18 protein-coding genes and 1 other RNA gene are annotated in these 20753 nt (G+C 31.1%); 1 reads left to right on the top strand and 18 read right to left on the bottom strand.

Annotated elements, in window-relative coordinates:
- Nucleotides 1-669: 669 nt before the first annotated feature.
- Both A9G23_RS09415 and htpX read right to left on the bottom strand, forming a co-directional pair.
- Nucleotides 670-2613, bottom strand: a complete 1944-nt coding sequence (locus tag A9G23_RS09415; RefSeq protein WP_065587364.1) for a peptidase U32 family protein — start codon at nucleotides 2611-2613, stop codon at nucleotides 670-672.
- Between the two features lie 138 nt (nucleotides 2614-2751).
- Nucleotides 2752-3621 (bottom strand): protease HtpX, encoded by an 870-nt coding sequence (gene htpX, locus A9G23_RS09410; protein ID WP_065587363.1) that lies wholly within the window; start codon nucleotides 3619-3621, stop codon nucleotides 2752-2754.
- Between the two features lie 443 nt (nucleotides 3622-4064).
- Here htpX and A9G23_RS11960 point away from each other — a divergent pair, with 443 nt between their 5' ends.
- Complete coding sequence (locus A9G23_RS11960) at nucleotides 4065-4244, top strand: integrase core domain-containing protein (RefSeq protein ID WP_081297023.1); 180 nt, start codon at nucleotides 4065-4067, stop codon at nucleotides 4242-4244.
- A 219-nt stretch (nucleotides 4245-4463) separates the two neighbouring features.
- On the opposite strand, the gene A9G23_RS09400 is transcribed toward A9G23_RS11960, so the two are convergent.
- From A9G23_RS09400 to infC, 16 genes are all read right to left on the bottom strand, one after another.
- Nucleotides 4464-5168, bottom strand: coding sequence for a CatB-related O-acetyltransferase (locus A9G23_RS09400; RefSeq protein ID WP_065587362.1), 705 nt, complete (start codon nucleotides 5166-5168; stop codon nucleotides 4464-4466).
- Nucleotides 5169-5197: 29 nt separating this feature from the next.
- Entirely contained in the window at nucleotides 5198-6949 is a 1752-nt protein-coding gene (locus A9G23_RS09395; protein ID WP_065587361.1) for a stealth family protein, read from the bottom strand.
- Between the two features lie 54 nt (nucleotides 6950-7003).
- The gene (locus tag A9G23_RS09390) at nucleotides 7004-8095 is read right to left on the bottom strand and encodes a stealth family protein (RefSeq protein ID WP_065587360.1); all 1092 of its coding nucleotides are present in this window, start codon (nucleotides 8093-8095) and stop codon (nucleotides 7004-7006) included.
- 9 nt (nucleotides 8096-8104) lie between these two features.
- A complete protein-coding gene (locus A9G23_RS09385; RefSeq protein ID WP_065587359.1) occupies nucleotides 8105-9298 on the bottom strand; it encodes a capsule biosynthesis protein in 1194 nt (397 codons plus the stop codon).
- Nucleotides 9299-9593: 295 nt separating this feature from the next.
- A complete protein-coding gene (locus tag A9G23_RS09380; protein WP_065587358.1) occupies nucleotides 9594-11684 on the bottom strand; it encodes a capsular polysaccharide biosynthesis protein in 2091 nt (696 codons plus the stop codon).
- 38 nt (nucleotides 11685-11722) lie between these two features.
- On the bottom strand, nucleotides 11723-12382 hold the full coding sequence (locus A9G23_RS09375; RefSeq protein ID WP_065587357.1) for an ABC transporter ATP-binding protein: 660 nt from the start codon (nucleotides 12380-12382) through the stop codon (nucleotides 11723-11725).
- On the bottom strand, nucleotides 12382-13185 hold the full coding sequence (locus A9G23_RS09370; protein WP_065587356.1) for an ABC transporter permease: 804 nt from the start codon (nucleotides 13183-13185) through the stop codon (nucleotides 12382-12384). Before A9G23_RS09370 ends, A9G23_RS09375 begins: the two co-directional genes overlap by 1 nt.
- Nucleotides 13185-14084 (bottom strand): hypothetical protein, encoded by a 900-nt coding sequence (locus A9G23_RS09365; protein WP_065587355.1) that lies wholly within the window; start codon nucleotides 14082-14084, stop codon nucleotides 13185-13187. The genes A9G23_RS09370 and A9G23_RS09365 overlap by 1 nt, the downstream gene beginning before the upstream one ends.
- A gap of 26 nt (nucleotides 14085-14110) precedes the next feature.
- Nucleotides 14111-15253, bottom strand: a complete 1143-nt coding sequence (locus tag A9G23_RS09360; protein WP_141670042.1) for a polysaccharide biosynthesis/export family protein — start codon at nucleotides 15251-15253, stop codon at nucleotides 14111-14113.
- A 142-nt stretch (nucleotides 15254-15395) separates the two neighbouring features.
- An RNA gene (gene ffs, locus A9G23_RS09355) (signal recognition particle sRNA small type) lies at nucleotides 15396-15491 on the bottom strand.
- A gap of 139 nt (nucleotides 15492-15630) precedes the next feature.
- Complete coding sequence (locus tag A9G23_RS09350; protein WP_065587353.1) at nucleotides 15631-15924, bottom strand: integration host factor subunit alpha; 294 nt, start codon at nucleotides 15922-15924, stop codon at nucleotides 15631-15633.
- A gap of 4 nt (nucleotides 15925-15928) precedes the next feature.
- Nucleotides 15929-18316: a phenylalanine--tRNA ligase subunit beta gene (gene pheT, locus A9G23_RS09345; protein WP_065587352.1), complete on the bottom strand. Its 2388-nt coding sequence runs from the start codon at nucleotides 18314-18316 to the stop codon at nucleotides 15929-15931.
- A gap of 16 nt (nucleotides 18317-18332) precedes the next feature.
- The gene (pheS, locus tag A9G23_RS09340) at nucleotides 18333-19316 is read right to left on the bottom strand and encodes a phenylalanine--tRNA ligase subunit alpha (RefSeq protein WP_065587351.1); all 984 of its coding nucleotides are present in this window, start codon (nucleotides 19314-19316) and stop codon (nucleotides 18333-18335) included.
- Between the two features lie 211 nt (nucleotides 19317-19527).
- Entirely contained in the window at nucleotides 19528-19881 is a 354-nt protein-coding gene (gene rplT / locus A9G23_RS09335; RefSeq protein WP_024496189.1) for a 50S ribosomal protein L20, read from the bottom strand.
- A 30-nt stretch (nucleotides 19882-19911) separates the two neighbouring features.
- Nucleotides 19912-20109, bottom strand: coding sequence for a 50S ribosomal protein L35 (rpmI, locus tag A9G23_RS09330; RefSeq protein ID WP_034945602.1), 198 nt, complete (start codon nucleotides 20107-20109; stop codon nucleotides 19912-19914).
- Between the two features lie 85 nt (nucleotides 20110-20194).
- Nucleotides 20195-20734 (bottom strand): translation initiation factor IF-3, encoded by a 540-nt coding sequence (infC, locus tag A9G23_RS09325; protein ID WP_065587350.1) that lies wholly within the window; start codon nucleotides 20732-20734, stop codon nucleotides 20195-20197.
- Nucleotides 20735-20753: the final 19 nt, after the last annotated feature.

Below are 20753 nucleotides of genomic sequence, written 5' to 3'. Positions count from 1 at the left end.
GAATGAAATTATAGCTATAAATGGAAGTAGTGAGGAATTCGCAATAATCAACTTAATTTAACATAATATACATTATTCCGACTTTAACATTTTGATATTTATAGTTTTTTATAATTAAAAAAAAGAGGGTGAAAATTTTCCCAGTGGTTAGTTTTGTGAATTGTAACTTAATGATTAACAATAAACATCATTGAATTTATACTTGATTTATCTAAAACAACAACTGTGGGATATAGGCTCAACTTGGAATTTTTTAGGTTGATTCTGTCAGCAAATTTTATATCCATTTTTCAGAAACTTGTTGTATTGACAGATAAATGACTTTTGGTCGGCAAAACCTATGGAATACCGTATTTAAAGACTCTATCGCATTGCATTAATGGTATAAATCGCTTTACGAATATCTCGATCCTAGCCAAAATATTAGACAATACACACCTATATCATTTTGTCATTTTGGTCATATTGTATGGCTGTGTTGGAGATTATAATAGATTTCAATATATTCCAGCCAGTTTATACTTGAATTTACATGCTGATTTTATTAGTTATATCTCAATAATTCATGTACATTTATTTTAGTGCGCATAATGTATATTATGTTAAATTAAGTTGATTATTGCGAATTCCTCACTACTTCCATTTATAGCTATAATTTCATTCGATACTTTAATTTTTTGTCATAAAAATAACTTCACTACCAGGAACTGGCATTTTTAAAATAGGTTTTTTTATTTTACCCCAAACCTGCATTTCACAAGCTTTACAATTAAACTTCAGTAGTAATTCTTCATTATTATTTTGAATCAATTTCATTGGTGTAACTTTGGTTTTAACTCCCTGAATCCCTTTTGCTTGTTTTGGACACAAATTAAATGCAAATCGTAAGCAATGTTTCGTTATCATTAATGGTGCATCATCTTTAACTTCATGAGCCTCATAGGCACTTTCGATTAATTCAACTCCATGTTGTGTATAAAACTCTCTTGCTTTATGATTATAAACGTTGGCTAAAAAACTTAAATGATTTTCAGGATAAATTGGAGCCGGTTTCTGTTCAGGTTTACGTCTTTGGGGATGATAATTTGCTAACCTTGCAGCAGTCAATTTATCAATGGCATCTCGTCTAAATTGGTTTAATTGGCTAATTGGAATAAAATAAATTTTTGATAGATTTACTTCAAATTCAGTTAGATAATATATAGATTGTCCTAGTTTAGCTAAATTATCTCTAATATTTATCAATGCTTTATCTGGTTGCTCTGCAAGATTGAATGTGCCCTTTAGTTCTAATTTAACACAAATTCCCTCTTCACTTTTTGCTTTTAGCTCAATACCATTTTCGATATTATATAATTCAAATGACACGCCAATTCTACGATTACTTGATTCTTTCAATAAATTTTGTTGCCACATGTGATCAAGATTTCGATTGATCATATAAGGTAATTTAGCTGAAAAAAGTGGTTTAGGGATTTCATTTGGGTAAATTCGGTATTGATTGACCGAAAGTTTTTCTATCTTATCGGCTCTAAATCCAAAAATCTCTCGTTTTATCAGTACATTTAAACCATCTCCGTTAGTTAATATTTTCTCGGATTTAATATCGATGGTTTTAGGCGTAATCTTGGTTATCTCTCCAATTTGTAAGCCAATAAATTTAGGTGAATTGAAAGCGCCTATATTTGGCTTTCTTCCGTGTACAAAATAATCCGTGCTTCCTCGATGAAATGTTTGGTTAGGATCTGGTGTAAAAAAGTGTTCTGTTCGGCCGCTTGATGCTGGTTGTAGATCAGGAGATTGGGTTAAAATATTATCTAATTTTTGACGATAAAAAGCAGTAATATTTTTGACATAACTTAAATCTTTGTAACGCCCTTCTATTTTGAAAGATCTCACACCTGCTTGAATTAAATCGCTCAAATTATCTGATTGATTATTATCTTTCATTGATAATAAATGTTTATCGTAAGCAACAATACGACCTTGATCATCTTTTAAGGTGAAAGGAAGCCGACAAGCTTGAGAACAATCTCCCCGATTCGCACTACGCCCTGTTTGTGCATGAGAGATATAACACTGTCCTGAAAATGCCACACAAAGTGCACCATGAACAAAAAACTCTATTTTTGCATCAATCTGATCATTAATTTTTGCTATCTCAGCTAAATTAAGTTCACGAGCCAATACTATTTGTGAAAAACCAACATCAGACAAGAATTTGGCTTTTTCAGGTGTTCTAATATCCATTTGAGTGCTAGCATGCAAATCTATGGGTGGAATATCTAGATTCAAAATACCCATATCTTGCACAATTAACGCATCAATACCTGCATCATAAAACTGCCATATAAGTTGTCTTGCCGGTTCAAGTTCGTTATCGTGAAGAATGGTATTTAAGGTTACAAACACTTTTGCATAATAACGATGGGCAAATTCGACTAGCTGAGCAATATCGCTAACCGAATTACCTGCATTATATCTAGCACCAAAGTTCGGTCCACCAATATATACGGCATCTGCGCCATGTAAAATAGCCTGCTGTGCAATCTCAATATTTTTGGCCGGGCTAAGTAATTCTAATTTATTATTGGTGTTTTGATGTTGTGGCATTATAAACTCTTTGAAACGATAACTAATTAATAGTGTATTCTTTATTTGACAAGCATTATTGTTAATTTAATAATGCTTGTCAAAAATTTTCAGGTAAGTAACGTTTGTGTATAAAATTTGTTATAGATTAACGAACTATTAACTTTGGTAAGTCCTATTTTGTAAAGCTTCTATACGTTTTTCTAAAGGTGGATGAGACATAAACAATTCTGAAAATTTCACTTTTTTTGCACCATTAATGCAGAATGCTAAAATTGAAGCATCCTCACTTGGCTCATAGCTAGTTTTAAGTTTTTCTAAAGCTGCAATCATTTTTGTATTTCCAACTAATTTAGCCGCACCAGCATCAGCGTGAAATTCTCGATAACGAGAAAACCACATTGTTATAAGGCTAGCTAAAATACCAAATACCATTTCAAAAACCATAACTATCAAGAAATACGCTAACTGTGATAAATCGCGATTGCGGTCATTTAATGCTTGTGCGACAACAGAGGCTAAAATTCGTGAAATAAAAATAACAAAAGTATTAAGCACACCTTGTAATAAAGTCATTGTGACCATATCGCCATTAGCAACATGGCTCATTTCATGACCAATCACTGCTTCAGCTTCATCTTGAGTCATCGTATTTAATAAACCAGTACTTACCGCAACAAGAGAGCTATTTTTGGTTGCGCCAGTTGCAAAAGCATTTACGTCTTGAGCATGATAAATAGCAACATCTGGCATTTTTATATTAAGTTCTGTTGATAACCGGCGAACAACATCAAGTAACCATTGCTCTTGATTATTATTAGGTTGCGTAATAATTTGTCCCCCTACTGACCTCAAAGCCATTCGCTTAGATAACAGAAGGGATATAAAAGATCCACCAAAACCAAATATTGCCGCAAAAATAAGTAATCCTAACGTACTATGTGAATCAATGCCTAAAATACTTAGAATAATTCCGAATACAAACATAACAGCTAAGTTAGTTAAAATAAACAATCCAATTCGCATCATAATGAATATTTCTCTTTTTATTATGGTTTTAAATTATTAAATAAATTAATGGAGCTATCTCCAAGGAAGGCTAATAATATATTATAAACGGTAAAAATATAACTCCAATTTTATGCTATTTTGCAATTATCATTTTTATGGAATATTTACATGATGAAAACCCCAGTGTAAATACCTCAAACTTAGTACAAGATTCAAGTAGAAAATTATACTGCTTGTCTTAGGGTTTTATATTCAAATTGAATTTCCCATGCCATATTTACGGCAAAATTCCTTGACAGGGATACCGGCTTCTGCTTCTTTTAAAATAGATACAATCTGATGTTCAGTCATTTTTTCATATTTAAATCCTCTCTGGGTTAATAAAGAGAATTTTCTACTCTTTTACTGTACTATTTTAAGGGGTAGTTATACTAACACTTTGGTTCGATAAGTTCGGTTAAATCATTCAATATAACCGTACCTATTGCACAGAAATATTGGATTTATATCTATTTAATAATCTGGAACAAGCAAGAAAGGTAACCGAAGAATGGCTAACAATTTCTAACACAGAAAAACCGCAGGAGGTATTAAATTATATGACGCTGATTGTGTATAAAATCCTAAATCAAGCAGTATAATTTTCTACGTTTGCTGTGTTCTCTTAGGAGACAATTACTATTTGTATTGGACAAGCATTATTGTTAATTTAATAATGCTTGCCAAAAATTTTTAGTTAACCATATATTTCCGTATAAAATCTATCATATATTAACTAACCGTTAACTTTGAAGCCCATTTCTTAAGTATTCTATACGTTTTTTAATACGGTAATCATTAAAGCAATATAATTTTATTATTCATAGAATAACTCCCATAGGTCCAATTTTTACAATACTAGGGTGATCTTCAGATATTTTTTTATTATTTATTAAATTATCTATTTCATCTAAGGCTAATTCTGGATTATCAAAACTAATCCCAGACAGCATATCTGGAGCAAACCTCCACCATTGCTGTTTTAGTAATCTTTCAATAATTTTATCATCGAATCTATAACGAATCACTTGTGCTGGTACACCGCCCACTATTGAGTATGGTTCAACATCTTTGACAACAACTGCTCCAGCTGCAATTATAGCACCATCCCCAATAGTAACGTTTGGTGTGATAGTAACATTTGTACCTATCCACACATCATTCCCTATTGTAATAGTTTTGGTAGGTTTTTCAAAAACAATTCTATTTTCCAATGGATATTCTATAGGGACTGGAAAAGCCCCCCACTGAAAAGGACTTGTCGATAACCAAGTAGTTGGATGATTACCATCGCCTATTTTTACATCAGGCGCTATTGAACAATAGCGCCCTATCGATTTTAGCCCCGGTGATAATCTACATCCCTTCCTTATGTATGTATATGCGCCAATAGAACCTTTAAATGATATTTCACCACCAATTTTTAGTGGTGCTTCACATAAAACCTCAGCGCTATTTTCAAATATGGTACCTCTATATACATATATTTTATGTTTTCCCAGAATGACTTTTTGATCGTGATTCATATTATCGGCTCCTATTCGAATCTATAAAACTACTTTTCAAATGACGATTTTAAAGGAAAGTAAGATTCTAAAAAATCAATCGTCAAATCGTTTACAGATAAAAGTTTATCTTCAGGAACTGCAACATCGTTAATACAGATAGTTTTATATTTTCTTGTTTTAAAAACACCATTAAACTGCTTATCAATCGTTTTTTTATATAAAGCTAAATAACGATGTGGTAGTGTAGACGGGACAGCTAACCCTTTTTGGAATCCATAATGGTACTGCATAAAGGCAATCGGTCTTAAATCATTTTTAGATCTAAACCTTTCCTTTTCACATTTAGAAAATTCCTCTTCAAATTTATTTTCTAGAAAATATAAAAGACTTCTTTTGGATGGATAAGGACAATGTAACATTATATCATTACCAGATTTTCCAAGATCTTTTTTTATCAATCCAATTGCGTTACGATCCGATAATAAATATTCCTCTCTAGAATCATCAATATCTTCTTCATAAACTCTAGTCTCTGCTGGGAAATACTTAATAATACCATTAGCAAAGAAAAAGTCACTTGGTGTACAAAAATCCGTTAACATAAAATCATCATTAAAATAAAGGAAATGTTCAGATAATTCATCTATGTGGTGAAGTTGTGTTTCAATACTACTTGAGTTAAAAGTAGGTAAAGCATCTTTATTTTTATAAATATCTTTATGATTAATTAGCTTTATTTTATCATTATTTACATTTAACCAGTCTGGCGTTTGCCCACAAGTTACAATAAAAATGTTTCTTATAAATGGTGCAAACATTTCAATAGATCTTAGAAGATATTTTAACTCATTTCTATTTCGAAAACGCTCATCTTTATTTGCCCTACCTTCTCCCCCTAATGAATCAACATTATTAGAATATAAATCTTTTTCAGTTTTCCACGCAGGATCATCTCCGTTAACCCAAGTAATTACAGCATCGATCGGGAAAGAATAACAGATTGAACTAGATTCTAAATATTCATCTAAATTTTTATGGCAATTAACGTAATTTTTAAATGTTTTTGTAGTTAATTTGCTAACAAATTTGTTACTTTCTTTAATCGTATAAAGAGCTAGATCAGAATATGTTTCTTGTTTACTCCAAAAATATATCCTTATAAGCGAATAATACTTATTTGAATAAGATTTAGTGGAATATTCATTTTCGATGTGTATTAAATCAAAAAATTTAAGTTGAGGAATATCTACTTTTTTCTTAATATTTTTTATTAAGAAAAATTCTTTATCAACTTTTAGATAGTAAGTCTCCTCTGAGAACCAATATTGAAGCATTTTTACAAATATATCTAGATCTTCATAATCAATATGAATTCCTTTCATCCAAGGATCTTCTGCTGCACCAGTCATAAATGGAATATTTATTAATTTACAAAGTTCAATTAATCTATCATAAAACAATTGACCATTATCATTAATGGCAACTCTTTGATAATAAGTTGGAATTTTCTTTTTAGTTTTACTTTTCTCCTTATCTTTCTCCTTATTTTTTTCCTTTTTCTTATCTTTTTCCTTATCTTTTTTCTTTTCCTTTTCCTTTGCTTTTTCCTTATCTATTTCCTTATCCTTATTTTTTTCTTTTTCTTTTTCTTTTTCTTTTTCTTTATTAGATATAATGTCTTCTAAAATCAAGGAAGATAAGTAGTCGGGTAAATCAGTTTTTTTTCTTTTATCATTATAATCTTTAAAAAAAAGTTTGGGGGTAAGAAATAATTTTTTTGTTTTTGATGTAATTTTCATGAGACTCCTTCTTATGACCTTATATTTCAATAAACTACATTACATTAATAAAAATTATCTGTAAAATTCTTTTAAAAAAATTATCAAATCATCTTTGTTATATGACAAAGTTGATTTTTGTGCAATAAAATCATTTGCACAAATAGAGTGAGGTAATATTTTGTTTTTATTTTTATAATTTAAAATATTATAGTTTGTGTTAGCGAATGCTGAGCGGATGTTAAAATAATAACAAATATCTCGAGCCAATATTGATTTTCCCTCAAGATACATCATCCATGGAACTAAAAATGTGGCTAAATTAATATCATTATTAGATCTAAAGCGATTACCAATAAATTCACTAATATCTTCACCAAAATAAGACCATGCAAAATTAAAATAAGATTTTTTTAATGGTATATAAGTATGAACCAAAGGAATATTTATATCTTTGCCATACTTATTAAATAATAATTGTCTAGAGTTTAAGCATGCTGATAATGTAGGTGTATTGCCTCCCTTGCCAAGCATAACATCTAAGTTTTTTCTATTTAAGAATAAAGATGTTAAATTATTTCCACTCAGAAAATGACATTTAGGTAAATTCCTAGCTACAAAGACATCATCATTAAAATAAATAAAGTTTTCAGATAAATTTGGAATATTATGCAAATGGGCTTCTATAACATGAGAATTAAAAGTAGGAAGATATTTTTTATCAATAATTTGATGATGATCAACAATAATGACTTTATTTGGTAACTCAAATTTTGGAATTTGATTATCTGTAACTAAAAATATATTCCTTACCCATGGCATAAAACGTTCAATACTTTTAATCACATAAAATACTTCACCATGATTTTCAAATCTTGCATTATCTATTGACATGGGGTTAAGTATATTTTTATCTTGTTGTTTTTTAAAGTATTCTAACTTTTTAATCCATTTTGGATCGTGATTATCAACCCAAGTGATAACAACATCAATTGGCTCATTACTTGTATTAATATCAACATTATACAATTTAAAATCATTTTTAATTAATAATTCTTCTTCAAAAAAGTCATGTTGTTGCTCATCAAAAGACAGAGGATACCTTTTGATAAAATAATCCCTAAAAAAGATTCCTGTATTTTTGAAAAATTTAGTAAGTTTACTCATTATATTAAATTATCTAATATTAAGTTTAAAATCTTTATAATAAATAGAGCCTTTAATTTGGGATTTATTACACAAATAACTTCGATATCTTTCAAATAGTTGAGTATCAGGTTTTTTCCCTTCCCTCCAAAAACGATCTAATTCTCCTTGGTAAGTTAGGCCTTTTATATCATAATGAGCATTACTCAACGCTATTACTGGCAACCCATGAATAAGTGCTGACAATCCACAAGTACTATTAACCGTAACTAGCCCTATTGCCTTCCTCAGTAAAATTGGCATGGGAATACCATGAATATATATTACTCTTTTTCTAACACCATAACGTTTAGCCAGCTTTTTTATTAATTGAGCATAATTGTTAAAACCTTCATCCATAGGATGATGCTTAATTAATAAAATGGTTTTTTCATCAGCAAATAAAGAGAATGAACGAATAACTCTAAAAATATATGATTTCATAGAATGATAATGGCTATGAACCTGTATTTGAGAATCCTCATTACATTGCAAAGGAAAAATATAAAATGGTTTATGCTCATTGTTAATAACTTTTTTTATCAATTTAGGCTGAGTTAACTTAGCCTTGAATTTTCGAATTAAAGCCAAAGTCCAATGAGAAGCATAAAAAGATAATGATGTTTTTCTATGGTGTACATAGTTAGAATATTTATTTTTTTTTAATAAAATAAAAATATAATATACTATACTATAGTAAATCATCGAATAATATTGAGATTTTTTCTTGCTTTCATCGATAGGTGTAATTTCTACACTTTGATAAAAATCATGATTTTTAGGTATGAGAGAAAAGCCATTAACTCCGTTTTTCTCAAACGTAATATAATGAGGTCTAAGATAACCTTCTTCAAACACCCAAAATGATAAATTAGAATTAGAATCTACTATTGCTTTAGCTATTTTATGGTAAATTCGGCAATCACCAAAAACTACAATCGCATCAATAGTATTTTGTTGGATATAATTTTCTAAAAATTGAGGAAATGCATCAATTGATTTATAGAAAGAAACACTGTTGTGCGGATAAAAATGTTCATCACCTCCATTCAAGTTTATTTTATAAACATTACATCCAGATTTTTGTAACCACGCTGCAACATTTTTAAAAAAAGGACCAATAGGACCTTGCAACAAGAGTATATTACTTCTTGTATGGGCTAGTTCGTATAAATAGTGACTCATTACTTTCTTTTTGATAATTTTAAGTTAACTAAATAACTTACTTGATATAAAAATATTTAATATTTTCTATTAGGATATCACAAGAATGTATTAAAAATTATAATTTTTTTTAAAAAATTTGATCCACGCCAAAATATTGGATAGTGCTTACCTCTATGATTTGCTTATTTGGGTAATACAATTGTTCATATTGTTGTTGAGATATCCAACCATTGGTGGAATGTTAATGTTTTCGGTTATTTTGTTTTTTAAGCATATTTATATAGAAAATCTCAAATTACTGTAATGAATACGACTATTTTATTTTAATATTATTTAATTTGATTTTACAAAAAAGAAAAATAAGCTGTTTTAATTTGTTGATTTGTTTTTTTAACCAGCTTTGTTTGGTTGGTTTTAAATTTTTATTTTTTTTATTATTTAAATAACTAATTAAAGTTTCTGGATCAGTAAAATCTAAAGAATCAGGATGAATATAAATGGGATAATCATACATAACAATATAAATTAATTCGTGAAGAGTTAATGACCTCTTTCTTCTAATGTTAGGGTATATATCAACTGTTAATCCCCAACCAGAGTAAAATGGCTGTCCATAACATACTACGTGTTTATTCCGAATTAATGCTTCAAACCCCGCTAACGAAGTGATTGTATGAACTTCATCAACTTGCTCTATACAATCAATAATATTATTAAGTCCAATAATATCATCAACATACTTTTTTATTTCTAAATTATTTACATGCCCCTTTCGATTACCACTCAAAACATCTGGATGCGGTTTATAAATAATATAATCATTGGGATTATTTTGTCTAACTGCTTTTATCAGGTCTAGATTTGATTTTATAACAGGCGAACCATATATAATAGATGCATCATCTTCAACCTGACCAGGTATTAAAATGACCTTTGCTTTGCTATTACTCGGCCTAATGACAATTTTTTCACCAACATTGTATTTACCTAATTTTGTTAAAATTAGTAAATTTTGTAACGAATTAGCTTTTTCTTTTTCCCATCTATTTACTTTTTTATTTGCTAATAAAAACTCTAATTCACTGATATTTTGAGAGTTAAAATAAATACCTATTTTATCAATAACTAGTGAATATGGCATAACTAAATTAGAGCCTAAACCAATTGAGCGGATAAAACCATCTTCAACACGAAATGGACTCAAACTATTAATAATTGGGAGTAATGCCTTTTTTCCTTGTCCCCATATTAATATGTTTTCAGCTCTTATTTTTTTTCCTTGTGCTTCGTTATTAATAATCTTAATAAAACCACTTGTCGAATAAAAACGATATTTTACAGAGGGTAACCTTAAATAAGGTAATAACACTTGTTTCTTCCACAACGAAAATCCAACTAAGTTAATCATACCTCTAAGTTTATTGTTGAGTGCTTTGATTTTTATTAAATAGTTAATAACATCAAAAATTGTTCCGTTTTTGCCTGTATAAGGATTTATGTACTTGCAATATAATATATAACTTGCAGTAAATAACTCTAAGACTGTAGCTTGAGTTCTTCTATTATTTGTTCGTAAATGATTTATATTTTTATGTCGATCGTCTGTAACACCCCAACCTGCATACCAAGGTAAACCAAAGGTAATAACTTGTTTACCCAATAAAAGAGCTTCAAATCCCATATGTGATGTAACAACATAAATTTTATCAAAGTGTTTAAGTAAAGAAAAAGAGTTGACATCTTCACTAAATAACATTACAGAATTATGATTAACTATTTGAGTTAAATAACCTTTCTTATGCCCATTAATTACATCTGTATGAGTTTTCACATAAATAGTTGAAGACGGATTTTCTTTAACTGCACAGTTCAACATTGATATGAACGTTTGCTGATTTGCACCACCCAATTCAACAGCCATATCCCCAAAAGTTTGATCGATGACTAATATTTTTTTATTTTGATTGTTGGTTTTATCATTGAACCCCAAAAAATCAGGGGCATGATTATATTTTGATAATTCTGCATCAATAATTAATTTTTTTGCAGATACAGCTTTATTAAAATGATGATTTAAAAGTTTTTTATTTTTTATTAATATTTCTAAATCTGAAGGAGCTCTAGAATCATAGTAGATTCCAATACTATCAGCGATAAGTGATAATGGTGGAAATCCTTCTAATCCTAAACCAATTGAGCGCAAAAAACCATCTTCAAGAGCAATAAAAGGTAGTGAATTTTTAGTTGCATATGCCCTAGCTTTAGCTGTTGTTGAACGATAACCCCACCCAGCAATTGCATCAATTTTTTTTGTTTTTTTATAACTAAATGATAGATCAGAAAAAAAATGATTAATATTTTTTATAGCTAGGATTTTTTTTGAGAAAACTGAGACTCTTTTCATTTAGCGTTCTATTAATTTAACAAGATTTACTATAAATATTAAATATTTTTCTGTTGATTATTGTAGTAAGTATATGCTTGTGCAATCGTGTCAAATTGATATAGACAACCAGCATCTAATACCATGGCTTTATCACAATAGTTTTTTATAGCATTCATGTTATGTGAAACTAAAATAAGAGCACGATCTTTTTTATTTTCGAATAATTCTTTTTTACATTTTTGTGTAAATCTAGAATCGCCAACAGCAATTACCTCATCAATCAGATAGCAATCAAATTCAATTGATAATGATAAAGCAAAAGCTAGGCGAGCCTTCATTCCAGAGGAATATTTTTTTATTGGTTCAAATAAATAATCACCTAATTCGGCAAAATCCTCAACATATTTTTTTGTTTTTTCTATACAACTACCATAAATTCGACAAATAAATTTTAAATTATCCATTCCAGACAAACTACCCTGAAATCCCCCAGAAAAAGCAAGTGGCCATGAAATTGACATATTTCTTACTATTGAGCCAGATGTTGGTTTTTCAATTTCACTAATAAGCCTAATAAGAGTTGACTTCCCTGCCCCATTTCTCCCTAAAATGCCTATTTTTTCTCCTTTTTGTAAAGAAAAATTAATATTATTTAAAACAGTCTTATATCCTTTCCTTGTTGGATACTGTTTACTTACATTATTAACAATAATCATTAGTTACCCTCAAGGATATTATTTTCATTAATCTTAACCATAGTTAATCCCGCAAATAATAAAACGATATTGCATGAAACTAAGTAACTTATATTTTGATGTGTTATAACTGATGGACCAAAATATCCAGAGCGAAACATTTCTGTACCATTAACTGGTGGAATATAAAGTAATAATTCTTGAATTTCATGGGGAAATGTATCAACCCAAAAAAACGTTCCAGACAGAGGCATGAGTATAAAACTTAAGGTACTCCATATTTTATTAAAAACTTCATATTTAGTAGATAAAACAAAGATGATTAAACCTAAACCTAGAGAAAACCAACACATTAACCCCCAAGCACATAGCATATAAAAAGGATCATAAGGTATAGCTATCACCCCTACAAAAGTAAAAAGCAATATAACAAATACTTGAGCAGCACTTGCACCAATCATTTCAAGGAAAACACGTGCATAAACTAAATCTAAAATTTTAATATTACGATGATATAGTAATGCTTGATTGGCCGTAACTGCACCTTTTGCTCTAGATGATGCATTGCGCCACATCATTGCCATTGGATAGCCAGTTAATACAAATGCAACAATATTAAGGTTAGAAACAGAATTGATTTTAAAAAAAAACCACATTAGACTTATTAGCAAAGTTAATGACATAGGTTCAACAAATAACCAAAGAAAACCAATATTATTACGTCCGTAACGAGTAATAATTTCTCGCAGAATTAAAGCATTCAATACATTAATTTGTATTTTTAATGAACGCATAAATGATGTTTTCGCAACTACTTCTGTCATTAATCTTTATGCTCTCTTACACCAGCAATAAGCAAATTAATAATACCATATATTAGAAAGCTAATTATAAAAGTTGCAATGATGTTATAAATACGTGCAGGTTTAAATGATACATCTGATAAACTAGGTTGTTCAATTCTTTCAAGGTAAAGTTGTTTTTTTGTTATTTCAACTTGAGCGTTACGTAGCGATAAAGTTGCAGCTTCAAATTGTTGTTTAGCTACCGTGTTATTAATTAGTATTTGTTGATATTCTGCTAAATTAGCATCTTCATTTTTATTTTTTTGAAATTCAGCTAGTGCTTGAGCCTCTTTCTTCATCTGTGATTCAGCATTTTTTAGTTCTGCTAATGATGCAGTTATGAGATCTTGTTTCGCTCGTAAATTTATTTGATTCACAAAGCCTTCAGCCTGCTTTAATAGTTGTTCATTTATTTTGAACGCATCTTGCATATCAAAAGCATTCACATTGATTGTAGCAATACCTGTTGAACTATCGAAATTAACATTTATCATATTGCCCATATAACGATAAAAATATTCTTTTTTATTATAAAAATCAAGATGAAAACCATTAAATCGGGATATTATATCTCCTTTTTTCGTATACCATTCTTGTATTGGTAAAACTTTTTCGACAGAAGATAATGCATCTCTAGATTTGATATATGACAGAACTACATATGAATCATCATTGGAACGTGAAATTCCAACCTTTGAAAAAAAACTACCCAAACTACCCAATGACGATTGAGTATCCGAAGAACGTATAATGTACGTTGCTTCTGAGGTATAAATATTTTCAGCTATTAATCCAAAATAAATTATTGATAATAAAGTTGGTAATGTAACAAATAGGTGTAACAACCAACTTTTTTTTCTTTTAAAATTTAAATACATAATATCTCACAAGTGCGCTAGTAAAATTACTCACTAATCTGACTAACTTGATTAACAACTCCAATACCTGGTGAGAAAATTGCATATAAGAATTTTTGTAGTTCTATGATTGGTGCAGAAGCAACATAAACAATATCATTATTCTCAACTTGAAAATTCTTCATTATGAATAGAGAGTTAGGATTATTCAAATCTATTTGATAAATTGTTGGGATTAGCTCTTTTTTGTTATCAGCTGACAATGTATCTTGGTATCTAAATACAAATACACCTCTAGCATCGGATAGATTATCTCGTAAACCACCAATACGTGCTAATGCTTGAGACAAATTAATTCCAACAGCTTCAAATCGAACTTCTTTTGTTGCACCAATTGCGCCCATAGAAATGAAAGAATTAGGTTTATTAATCAACGTAATCACATCATTTTTTTGGAGTTGTATATTAAATTTAGGATTAGATAATACCAAGCTTAGTGGTATTTCATTAACTTTATTATTTCTAGTAATCTGTATTAGCGTATCTTTAATATCATACATATTACTACCTAACATGGTAACTGCATCTAGTAGTTGCTCACCTTTAGCTGTTATTATCATTTTACCACTAAATTTATCACCAATAACTATGACGTCTGCTGACCGTTTTTCTAAAACAGAGACAATTACTTGTGGTCTATTTGCAATACCAGATAACTTTTCAATTATTTCTTTTTGTACCTGTATTGGGGTTTTATTAATTACTTCTAATTCTCCAACAAATGGCAAAGAAATAAAGCCTAAAGAATCAACAACAACGATAGGTAATTCAGTTAGCCCCGTTTTTGGCGCTCCGGTATCACTTGAGCCAGTGAATAGTATTGCAGGGGGTGTTTCAATTATAGAGATTTTTAGACTATCACCTTTACCAATATAATCTGCTATTCTAGCTTGGTTATTTGTTTTGTTTATAAAACTTGTGAAGTTCTGTAAATTTTTTGTGCTTTCTTTTATAGAATCGGGTGAGGCATTTAAATTGACAATTTTGACTTTATTATAAATTTCATCTAATTCAGTATGTTGTTCATTTATATTTTTTATAGAGGAAAAGTTTGGTCCTGAATGCGGTAAAATCGTGCATCCACTTAAAATCATTGCTAATGCTATTGGAAGGAGGGATGGTGACTTCAAAATAAATTTCCTTTTTCATCAATAAGTTACCTATTTCCAGATATTACAAATTATAAACTAACTCTGCTTTTTTACACACCTAATTCTATTCATAATTCCCAAAAAATAGATAAATTTATTATAAAATTTGCCTTGGAGGAGACCCTATCAGCCTCATCCTGCACACATGTTTTTCACTTTGGCTGCTTCCTTCCGAATCTGACCAGATGAGCAAAAAAATGTTGCAAGAGGACCCACAGAGCCTCCATAGAAGTGGTAGTATTATGCTTTATTTCAGGAATTAATACAACTATTTTTATAAAAATAAACTAGCCTTTCTAACGTTTTTATCGAAAAAAAGGCTATTATAAAACAAAAGCAGTATATAAACTTAGAGTTTAGATAACTAAATTTTTTTCTACACGTTCTCTGAATTTAATACCTGGTCTAAATGTAACAACTCGGCGAGCTGAGATATCAACGCTTTCACCTGTTTTTGGATTTCGACCTGGGCGTGAGTTTTTATCACGTACAGTGAAATTACCAAAACCAGATAATTTAACTGGTTCTCCTTTTTCCAAAGCCACTCGAATCTCTTCAAAAAAAAGTTCTACAAGGACTTTAGATTCTTGTCGATCAATGTTAAATTTTTCGGCAAGACGATCTGCAATATCAGCTTTAGTTAATGTCATATTATTATTCTCTTAATAGGGCTTTAAAACGATTTTGTAAAGCAGTGACACACTTGCTTACAATGTTAGTTATGTCTTCTTCTTCAAGTGTACGTGATTTATCTTGCAAAATCAAACTGATAGCAAGGCTTTTTTGATTTTCTTCGATATTTTCACCTTGATACACATCAAAAAGATTAACTTTAATAAGTTGCTCGCCGCCTGCTTTTTTACACTCTGAAATAATATCCGCTGCTGGTATTGTGTTTGACACAATAATAGCAATATCTCGTTTATTTGATGGATATTTGGATAATTCTTGAGCAACAGGTGCCTTTTTTTCACTAATTTTAGCTAAATTTATTTCAAAAACAAGCGTTTTACTATTTAAAGATAATTTTTTTTCAATTTCTGGATGTAAGACGCCCAAATAGCCTATTAACTCATCGTTTAAATAAATCGCTGCACTTTGTCCTGGATGTAAAGCTGAAAGCTGAGACTTTTCAAACTGCACTTTACCAGAACAACCTAACAGAGAAAAAATTGACTCAAGATCACCTTTAATATCATAAAAATCCACATTTTTTTTAGGAAGCAGCCAGTGCTCTTCATACAAATTACCAGTAACAATACCAGATAACATTAGTTCTTGACGTACACCAAATTCACATTTTTCATCAGGGATAAAACGCAAACCTGTTTCAAATAATCGAATACGTGCTTGCTGACGATTTTGGTTATATCGTACTGCATCCAATAACCCAGACCAAAGTGATAAACGCATAACTGACATTTCACTTGAAATAGGGTTAGGTAGCTTGATTGCCGGCTGCGCAGGATGAAGAATTTGCTGAACTTTTGGATCAACAAAGCTATATGTAACTGCTTCTTGATACCCTTTATCAACCAATAAGTCTTTTACTCTTCGTAATGATATTTGACCTTCTGGTTTTGGTTTCATTATTGATTCAATCTTCAGATTAGCATTTGGGATATTGTTATATCCATAAATGCGAGCCACTTCTTCAACTAAATCTTCTTCAATTTGTAAATCAAAACGCCAACTTGGCGATTTTACAATCCAAACATTGTCTTTGTATTCAACTTCACAACCGAGTTTAACTAAAATATCAGTGATCTTTTGTGTTTCGATTACATTACCAATAATACGATCAATTTTATTGCGACGTAACTGGATAGTTGCTTGTACTGGAAGTTCATCTTTGTGCGTTACATCAATAATTGGACCAGCTTCTCCACCACAAATATCAATTAATAATTGGCTGGCTCGTTCCATTGCAATAAATTGTAATGAAGGATCAACTCCACGTTCATAACGATGTGACGCTTCTGTATGTAAACCATATTCACGAGCTTTTCCAGTGATTACTAATGGATTAAAAAATGCAGATTCAAGAAATACATCTTTGGTTGTTTGTGTTACACCTGATTTTTCACCGCCCATAATCCCAGCTAACGCTAAGACTTTTTTGTGATCGGCAATCACTAAGGTTTTATCGTTAAGTTTGACTTCGTTACCATTAAGTAAAACAAGTTTTTCATCTTTGTTAGCATAACGAACAACTATGCCATTTTCGATCTGTTTTAAATCGAATGCATGCATTGGGTGGCCTAGTTCTAATAATACAAAATTAGTTATATCTACAACAGCATCAATTGAACGAATTCCACCACGGCGTAGTTTTTCTTTCATCCATAGTGGTGTTGTAACATTAACGTTAATATTTTTAATTACTCGTCCCAAATAACGAGGAGATGCTTTCGGCTCATCTATTTTGATTGATACTGTATCAGTAATTGTTGCTGGTATATTGTCGACTTTAAGCTCTTGCATTGGAATATTGTTAACCGCTGAAAGATCTCTCGCAATACCAATAATACCAAAGCAATCAGCACGATTAGGTGTTACGCTGATGTCAATTATGACATCGTTAAGATTTAAATATTCCCGAATATCTTGCCCCAAAGGCGCATCATCAGGTAATTCAATAATACCATTATGGTCATCAGAAATTCCTAGCTCTGAATAAGAGCACAACATGCCTTCTGATAGTTCTCCTCGTAACTTAGCTGATTTTATTTTAAAATCTCCCGGTAATACTGCCCCCACAGTAGCGCAGGCAACAGTTAAACCTTGTCGACAATTTGGCGCACCACAAACTATATCAAGTAATTCTGCTTTACCAATATCAACTTTTGTAACACGAAGTTTATCTGCATTCGGATGTTGCATACATTCAACAACTTTACCAACAACTACTCCAGTGAAATCACCCGCTACTTTTTCTATATCATCGACCTCTAAACCAGCCATTGTTAATTGATTAGCTAACGTTTCGCTACTAATTTCTGGATTGATCCATTCACGTAGCCAATTTTCACTAAATTTCATGTTTTGATCTCCAGAATTAATTAAATTGCTTTAAAAAACGTAAATCATTTTCAAAGAAAGAACGCAAATCAGTGACACCGTAACGCAGCATGGTTAATCGCTCTATTCCCATACCAAAAGCAAAACCACTATAGATTTCAGGATCTATACCCACATTACGTAATACATTAGGATGTACCATTCCACAACCTAACACTTCTAGCCATTTACCGTTTTTAGCTTTAATATCAACTTCAGCTGAAGGTTCTGTAAATGGAAAGTAAGCTGGTCTAAAACGAATTTCCATATTATCTTCAAAAAAGCAATGAAGAAAATCATGTAATAACCCTTTTAAATGTGTAAAGCTGATATCTTTATCAACGAGCAAACCTTCCATTTGGTGAAACATAGGCGTATGAGTCTGATCGTAATCATTGCGATAGGTTCTTCCCGGTGCGATGATTCGGATTGGTGGTTTTTGGTTTTCCATAGTACGAATTTGCACTGTCGAAGTTTGGGTTCGTAATAAACATTTTGCGTCAAACCAAAATGTATCGTGATCTGCACGGGCTGGGTGATGAGACGGAATATTTAAAGCATCAAAATTATGGTAGTCATCTTCTATTTCTGGGCCAGTTTCAACAACAAAACCCAGTTCACCAAAAAATTCAACTAGTCGATTAATTGTTTTTGTGACTGGATGTAATCCACCTAATTCAAGTGATTTACCTGGCAACGTAATATCAATTGTTTCATTGGCTAGTTTTGCATCAAGCGCCTGTCGTTCTAAAAAATTGCGCTTTTGATTTAATATTTCAACTACTTCTTGCTTTGCCTCATTGATTTTTTGACCGACAGCTGGACGCTCATCGGCAGGAACATCACGTAAAGAAGCCATCTGCATGGTAAAATAGCCTTTTTTTCCAAAATATTCCACTCGAATTTGTTCGATCGAATTAATATCATTAGCACTTTCAATAGCGGATTTGGCATTATTCACCAGTTCAACTAATTGAGACATACAGTTCTCCTGCTTATTGTTCATTGCATAAAAAAAGCCTCTTTTTGAGGCTTTTATAATCATTTTTCGTCTTTTCTTTGCCTCATAAATTTATATTGCAACAGAAACCAAAAAAGAAACGAAAAATAACTATGTTCATAATTAATTTACTCTTCAAAAATATGAAAGTTAGAATGATAAAAGCCGAGATAACTCGGCTTTTATCAAGTTATTATAGTGCTGCTTTTGCTTTTTCAACTAATGCAGCAAATGCATTTTTGTCAAATACGGCAATGTCAGCAAGGATCTTACGATCGATTTCAATTGATGCTTTCTTTAAACCATTGATAAAACGGCTATAAGAAAGACCACATTGACGAGCTGCAGCATTAATACGAACAATCCATAATTGACGGAATTGGCGTTTACGTTGACGACGGTCACGGTAAGCATATTGTCCAGCTTTAATTACAGCTTGGAAAGCAACACGATATACACGTGAACGAGCACCATAATAACCTTTTGCTTGTTTTAAAATTTTCTTGTGACGTGCACGAGCAATAACACCACGTTTAACACGAGCCATAAACTATATCCTCTAAATAATTAACCAAAATTAAGCGTATGGAACACACGCAGTAACTAAACCTAAATCGCCTTTTGACACAGTAGTCAAACCACGTAAATGGCGTTTACGTTTAGTTGATTTTTTAGTTAGGATATGGCTTTTGTTAGCTTGCTTATGCTTAAAGCCACCAGAAGCTGTTTTTTTAAAGCGCTTTGCTGCGCCTTTTACAGTTTTAATTTTAGGCATTTTATTAATTTCCACTTCGCATTGTTAATAAAAACAAAATAATGGTGTAATTTTCAATGATACTAAAAACTAGCTTGTTGAACCATTATTTTTTCTTCGGCGCAAGCACCATAATCATTTGTCGACCTTCAATCTTAGTTGGATAAGACTCAATGATCGCCAAATCAGCTAAGTCTTCTTTAATACGATCGAGCATTTCAGAACCTAACTGTTGGTGAGCCATTTCACGACCACGAAAACGTAATGTGACTTTAGCTTTATCGCCATCTTCAAGAAAGCGAATCAGGCTGCGGAGTTTTACCTGATAGTCGCCTTCGTCTGTACCAGGTCGGAACTTAATTTCCTTAACCTGAACAACCTTTTGCTTTTTTTTCTGTTCTTTTGTTGCTTTGCTCTTTTCATAGAGGAACTTGCCATAATCCATAATTCGACAAACAGGTGGCTCTGCATTAGGGCTTATTTCAACTAAATCTAAAGTTGCCTCTTCAGCTTGTTTTAATGCTTCATCTAAGCTTACTATACCGAGCTGCTCACCATCGACGCCGGTTAATCTCACCTCGCGAGCGGTAATTTCATCGTTGATCTTATGTGCTCGTGTTGACTGAATTCGTTTACTGACTTTAATATCTCATTCCTCCAAATTA

The organism is Gilliamella sp. App4-10 (assembly GCF_001690495.1).
Taxonomy (GTDB): domain Bacteria; phylum Pseudomonadota; class Gammaproteobacteria; order Enterobacterales; family Orbaceae; genus Gilliamella; species Gilliamella apicola_G.
Note: the sequence above shows the minus strand (reverse complement) of the source record. Positions and strands in the feature narration are given on the sequence as shown.

Coding starts and splice junctions, on each gene's coding strand:
- A9G23_RS09415 (WP_065587364.1), bottom strand. CDS start 2,613: ATGCCACAACATCAAAACACCAATAATAAATTAGAATTACTTAGCCCG.
- htpX (WP_065587363.1), bottom strand. CDS start 3,621: ATGATGCGAATTGGATTGTTTATTTTAACTAACTTAGCTGTTATGTTT.
- A9G23_RS09400 (WP_065587362.1), bottom strand. CDS start 5,168: ATGAATCACGATCAAAAAGTCATTCTGGGAAAACATAAAATATATGTA.
- A9G23_RS09395 (WP_065587361.1), bottom strand. CDS start 6,949: ATGAAAATTACATCAAAAACAAAAAAATTATTTCTTACCCCCAAACTT.
- A9G23_RS09390 (WP_065587360.1), bottom strand. CDS start 8,095: ATGAGTAAACTTACTAAATTTTTCAAAAATACAGGAATCTTTTTTAGG.
- A9G23_RS09385 (WP_065587359.1), bottom strand. CDS start 9,298: ATGAGTCACTATTTATACGAACTAGCCCATACAAGAAGTAATATACTC.
- A9G23_RS09380 (WP_065587358.1), bottom strand. CDS start 11,684: ATGAAAAGAGTCTCAGTTTTCTCAAAAAAAATCCTAGCTATAAAAAAT.
- A9G23_RS09375 (WP_065587357.1), bottom strand. CDS start 12,382: ATGATTATTGTTAATAATGTAAGTAAACAGTATCCAACAAGGAAAGGA.
- A9G23_RS09370 (WP_065587356.1), bottom strand. CDS start 13,185: ATGACAGAAGTAGTTGCGAAAACATCATTTATGCGTTCATTAAAAATA.
- A9G23_RS09365 (WP_065587355.1), bottom strand. CDS start 14,084: ATGTATTTAAATTTTAAAAGAAAAAAAAGTTGGTTGTTACACCTATTT.
- A9G23_RS09350 (WP_065587353.1), bottom strand. CDS start 15,924: ATGACATTAACTAAAGCTGATATTGCAGATCGTCTTGCCGAAAAATTT.
- pheT (WP_065587352.1), bottom strand. CDS start 18,316: ATGAAATTTAGTGAAAATTGGCTACGTGAATGGATCAATCCAGAAATT.
- pheS (WP_065587351.1), bottom strand. CDS start 19,316: ATGTCTCAATTAGTTGAACTGGTGAATAATGCCAAATCCGCTATTGAA.
- rplT (WP_024496189.1), bottom strand. CDS start 19,881: ATGGCTCGTGTTAAACGTGGTGTTATTGCTCGTGCACGTCACAAGAAA.
- rpmI (WP_034945602.1), bottom strand. CDS start 20,109: ATGCCTAAAATTAAAACTGTAAAAGGCGCAGCAAAGCGCTTTAAAAAA.